1 rRNA gene is annotated in these 2,764 nt (G+C 51.1%); it reads right to left on the bottom strand.

Features of this window, described 5'->3' with window-relative positions:
* Positions 1-72: 72 nt before the first annotated feature.
* Positions 73-2,764, bottom strand: a 23S ribosomal RNA gene (locus FD17_RS12845); the annotation flags it as partial.

Raw genomic sequence — 2,764 nt, 5'->3', positions numbered from 1 at the left:
TTTCCTTGAAAGAACTTCGTTCTCTCAAAACTAGCTAATATTAATTTTCTGTACCTTGAACACCATTTCTACTTGGTTAAGTCCTCGACCGATTAGTATTGGTCCGCTCCGTACATCACTGCACTTCCACTTCCAACCTATCTACCTGATCATCTCTCAGGGGTCTTACTTCCATATAGGAATGGGAAATCTCATCTTGAGGTGAGTTTCACACTTAGATGCTTTCAGCGTTTATCTCATCCATACGTAGCTACCCAGCGATGCGCCTGGCGGCGCAACTGGTACACCAGCGGTATGTCCATCCCGGTCCTCTCGTACTAAGGACAGCTCCTCTCAAATTTCCTACGCCCGCGACGGATAGGGACCGAACTGTCTCACGACGTTCTGAACCCAGCTCGCGTACCGCTTTAATGGGCGAACAGCCCAACCCTTGGGACCGACTACAGCCCCAGGATGCGATGAGCCGACATCGAGGTGCCAAACCTCCCCGTCGATGTGGACTCTTGGGGGAGATAAGCCTGTTATCCCCAGGGTAGCTTTTATCCGTTGAGCGATGGCCCTTCCATACGGTACCACCGGATCACTAAGCCCGACTTTCGTCCCTGCTCGACCTGTCTGTCTCGCAGTCAAGCTCCCTTCTGCCTTTACACTCGTTGAATGATTTCCAACCATTCTGAGGGAACCTTTGGGCGCCTCCGTTACTGTTTGGGAGGCGACCGCCCCAGTCAAACTGCCTACCTGACACTGTCTCCCGCCACGCTGAGTGGCGCGGGTTAGAGTGTTCACACAGCGAGGGTAGTATCCCACCAACGCCTCTGCCGAAACTAGCGTTCCGGCCTCAATGGCTCCTACCTATCCTGTACAAGCTGTGTCAACACCCAATATCAAGCTACAGTAAAGCTCCATGGGGTCTTTCCGTCCTGTCGCGGGTAACCTGCTTCTTCACAGGTATCTTAATTTCACCGAGTCTCTCGTTGAGACAGTGCCCAGATCGTTACGCCTTTCGTGCGGGTCGGAACTTACCCGACAAGGAATTTCGCTACCTTAGGACCGTTATAGTTACGGCCGCCGTTTACTGGGGCTTCATTTCTGGGCTTCGCCGAAGCTAACTCATCCACTTAACCTTCCAGCACCGGGCAGGCGTCAGCCCCTATACGTCATCTTACGATTTTGCAGAAACCTGTGTTTTTGATAAACAGTCGCCTGGGCCTTTTCACTGCGGCTGTGCTTGCGCACAGCACCCCTTCTCCCGAAGTTACGGGGTCATTTTGCCGAGTTCCTTAACGAGAGTTCACTCGCTCACCTGAGGATTCTCTCCTCGACTACCTGTGTCGGTTTGCGGTACGGGTAGTTGATTACTCACTAGAAGCTTTTCTCGGCAGTGTGACGTGGGTTGCTTCCCTACTTAAATTTCGGTCCTCATCACCACTTGTCAACCCGCCAAAAAGCATTTAACTCTTTGACTGACTTGTGGCTTGAACATCCTTTTCCAGCTGGATGCACAACTTAGCCTCCTGCGTCCCTCCATCGCTCAAACATAATCAACTAGTACAGGAATCTCAACCTGTTATCCATCGCCTACGCCTTTCGGCCTCGGCTTAGGTCCCGACTAACCCTGGGAGGACGAGCCTTCCCCAGGAAACCTTAGTCATTCGGTGGATCAGATTCTCACTGATCTTTCGCTACTCATACCGGCATTCTCACTTCTAAGCGCTCCACCAGTCCTTACGGTCTGGCTTCATTGCCCTTAGAACGCTCTCCTATCACTTGACCTAATGGTCAAGTCCACAGTCTCGGTAATATGCTTAGCCCCGGTAAATTTTCGGCGCGGAATCACTCGACTAGTGAGCTATTACGCACTCTTTAAATGATGGCTGCTTCTGAGCCAACATCCTAGTTGTCTATGCAACTCCACATCCTTTTCCACTTAGCATATATTTAGGGACCTTAACTGGTGGTCTGGGCTGTTCCCCTTTTGACGATGGATCTTATCACTCACCGTCTGACTCCCGGATAAAAATCAATGGTATTCGGAGTTTATCTGAACTTAGTAACCCATGACGGGCCCCTCATCCAAACAGTGGCTCTACCTCCATGATTCTACGTCCGAGGCTAGCCCTAAAGCTATTTCGGAGAGAACCAGCTATCTCCAAGTTCGTTTGGAATTTCACCGCTACCCACACCTCATCCCAGCACTTTTCAACGTACACGGGTTCGGGCCTCCAGTGCGTTTTACCGCACCTTCACCCTGGACATGGGTAGATCACCTGGTTTCGGGTCTACAGCAACATACTTAAACGCCCATTTCAGACTCGCTTTCGCTGCGGCTCCGGCTTTTAAACCTTAACCTTGCATGTTACCGTAACTCGCCGGTTCATTCTACAAGAGGCACGCTATCACCCATTAACGGGCTCTAACTGCTTGTAGGCACATGGTTTCAGGAACTATTTCACTCCCCTTCCGGGGTGCTTTTCACCTTTCCCTCACGGTACTGGTTCACTATCGGTCACTAGAGAGTATTTAGCCTTGGGAGATGGTCCTCCCGGATTCCGACGACGTTTCACGTGTGTCGCCGTACTCAGGATCCTGAACTGAGGGTCATTGATTTCACCTACGGGGCTATCACCCTGTTTCGCCAACCTTCCCAGATTGTTCGATTATCAACAACTTTGGTAACTCAAATGTTCAGTCCTACAACCCCAACGAGCAAGCTCGTTGGTTTGGGCTGTTCCCCGTTCGCTCGCCGCTACTTAGGGAATCGAAA

The organism is Lentilactobacillus sunkii DSM 19904 (assembly GCF_001435575.1).
Lineage (GTDB): Bacteria > Bacillota > Bacilli > Lactobacillales > Lactobacillaceae > Lentilactobacillus > Lentilactobacillus sunkii.
Note: the sequence above shows the minus strand (reverse complement) of the source record. Positions and strands in the feature narration are given on the sequence as shown.